Annotated in this window: 2 protein-coding genes; one reads left to right on the top strand and one right to left on the bottom strand. The window is 70.6% G+C overall.

What is annotated here, in order from left to right; genetic code table 11:
* A partial coding sequence (gene ispF / locus Q0C81_RS18110) for a 2-C-methyl-D-erythritol 2,4-cyclodiphosphate synthase (RefSeq protein WP_291841209.1) occupies positions 1–806 on the top strand: 806 nt, incomplete at its 5' end.
* Here the strand turns inward: ispF and Q0C81_RS18105 are convergent.
* Positions 803–2,347: spermidine synthase (locus Q0C81_RS18105; RefSeq protein ID WP_291841207.1), on the bottom strand; the 1,545-nt coding region annotated here is incomplete at its 5' end. The two genes, ispF and Q0C81_RS18105, sit on opposite strands and share 4 nt — an antisense overlap.

Raw genomic sequence — 2,347 nt, 5'->3', positions numbered from 1 at the left:
CCCGCTGCGTCCAGGCGCTGGATGACGCCGACGGCGCCCTGCCCGCCCTGCCCGTCGCCGACAGCCTGCGCCGCGCAGTGGACGGGGTGGTGTCCGGCGCGGTGGAGCGCGAGGCCCTGTGGCGCGCCCAGACCCCGCAGGCCTTCCGCCTGAAGACCCTGACCGAGGCCTTCGCCGCCTGGCCGGAGGGCGAGACCGCCACGGACGAGGCGACCGTGGTCGAGCGCGCCGGCGGCCGCGTCCGCATCGTCGAGGGCGACGCCCGCCTGATGAAACTGACCTTCCCCGAGGATTTCGCCATGGCCGAGGCCCTGATCCCCCGCACCGTCCGCGTCGGCCAGGGCTACGACGTGCACCGCTGGGGCCCGGGATCGTCGGTGTGGCTGTGCGGGCTGGAAGTGCCGCATGACCAGACCCTGATCGGGCACTCGGACGCCGACGCCGGCCTGCACGCCCTGACCGACGCCATCCTGGGCGCGCTGGGCGAAGGCGACATCGGCGATCATTTCCCGCCCACCGATCCGCAGTGGAAGGGCGCCTCGTCGGACCTGTTCCTGAAGCATGCGGCCGATCTGGTCCGCGCGCGCGGCGGGCGGCTGTCGAACGTGGACGTGACCCTGATCTGCGAGCGGCCCAAGGTGAAGCCGCACCGGCAGGCCATGCGCGAGCGGCTGGCCGAGATCCTGAACCTGCCTCTGGACGCCGTCAGCGTGAAGGCGACGACGACCGAGGGTCTGGGCTTCACCGGCCGCGGCGAGGGCCTGGCGGCCCAGGCCGTGGCGACGCTGGAACTGCCCTCCCCCTAGAGCGGGCGTTCCGGCGGCGGGAAGCGGCTGCGCCACAGCGCCCCGAACAGGTTGACGTAGTCGTCCGTCCACGGCCGCACCGAGGTCCGGCCGGGCGTCGTCCAGCGCGGGTCGCGGGTGAAGTCCGCCAGGCCTTGCGCGGTCGGCGACAGGATCAGGGCCTCGGTCGAGGCTTCCGACATGTCGGGCGACTGATCCCCCTCATAGTAGATCTGGTGCAGGCTCGGCACGCCCAGCTGCTGGGCCGCGGCGATGGCCGGCAGGGTGATCTCGAGGTTGCGGTTCGACAGGTGCAGCAACACCACCCCGTTCGGCTTCAGCAGGCGCAGATAGCCCTGGATCGCCTCGGCGGTCAGCAGGTGGGTCGGCACCGCGTCCGACGAGAAGGCGTCGATGATCAACAGATCGTAGCTGCCCGCGGGCTGATGGTTCAGCGTCAGGCGCGCGTCGCCCAGCACGGTGTCGATCGGCCCCTCGGCGCATTTCGAGATGTAGGTGAACCATTTGGGATCGCGCGACAGCCGGTCCACCGCCGGATCGATCTCGAAGAAGGTCATGCGGTCGACCGGGCGCTTGTAGGCCGCCATGGCGCCCGAGCCCTGCCCCACCACGCCGATCCGGGCGGGCCCGCGCTGCTGCACCATCAGGGCCGACTGACCGATGGGGGTGGCGACGTTGTAGTAGAGGGTCGGCGCGCACTCGTTGTGCCCGTGCCGCGCCTGCGCTCCGTGCAGGGTGGTGCCGTGCATCAGCACATGGACATCGCCGCCCAGCCGGGGGTCCTGCACATTGGCCACCCGCATGACGCCGAAGAAGCTGCGCTCCGAGAAGGTCCAGTCGTAGCCCCGCGCGATCCACTGCGACGACAGGGCGATCATCACCAGGATGACGGTGTAGACCGGCGCCCGGTCGCGGACCAGGAAGGCGCAGATCGCCGCCGGGATCAGCATGAACATGGCCAGCTGACCCATGCCGAGCGGGAAGAACTGGTAGAAGGCCCGGCGCGCCTCGTCGTTGGAATCCAGCCACAACGACAGCAGGACCGGCGCGGCGGCCACCGCGGCGGCGGCGATCAGGGCGCCCAGGAGCTTGCCGGTGATCTCGCCCTTGCCCCACGGCCGGGCCAGGCCGACCAGAACCAGGACCAGCGGATACTCCCAGACCATGTTGAAGATCACGGGGGCCAGCAGGGCCGTGAAGGCGCCGCCAACCACGCCGCCCAGCGACATCAGCAGGTAGAATTCGGTCAGCCGATCCGGCGCGGGCCGCCGCTTGGCCAGCAGCTGGTGGCACATCAGGGCGGCGAAGAAGAAGGCGATGATGTTGATGCCGAACGCCAGACCCCAGTTGGCCGAGCGGAAGGCGACCAGCAGCACGCAGACCGCCCCGACCGCGCCCTGGACGATCAGGGTGATGGGCAGTGGGATCCAGGGCTTGTTCTGGAAGGCGATGACGAAGGTCAGCAGGTAGAGCGCCAGCGGGATGACCCACAGGAAGGGCGCCGAGGCCACGTCGGTGGACAGGTGGGCGGTGACGCCCAG

It is taken from the genome of Brevundimonas sp. (assembly GCF_023259385.1).
GTDB lineage: Bacteria > Pseudomonadota > Alphaproteobacteria > Caulobacterales > Caulobacteraceae > Brevundimonas.
This window is presented reverse-complemented; position numbering and strand designations above follow the sequence as displayed.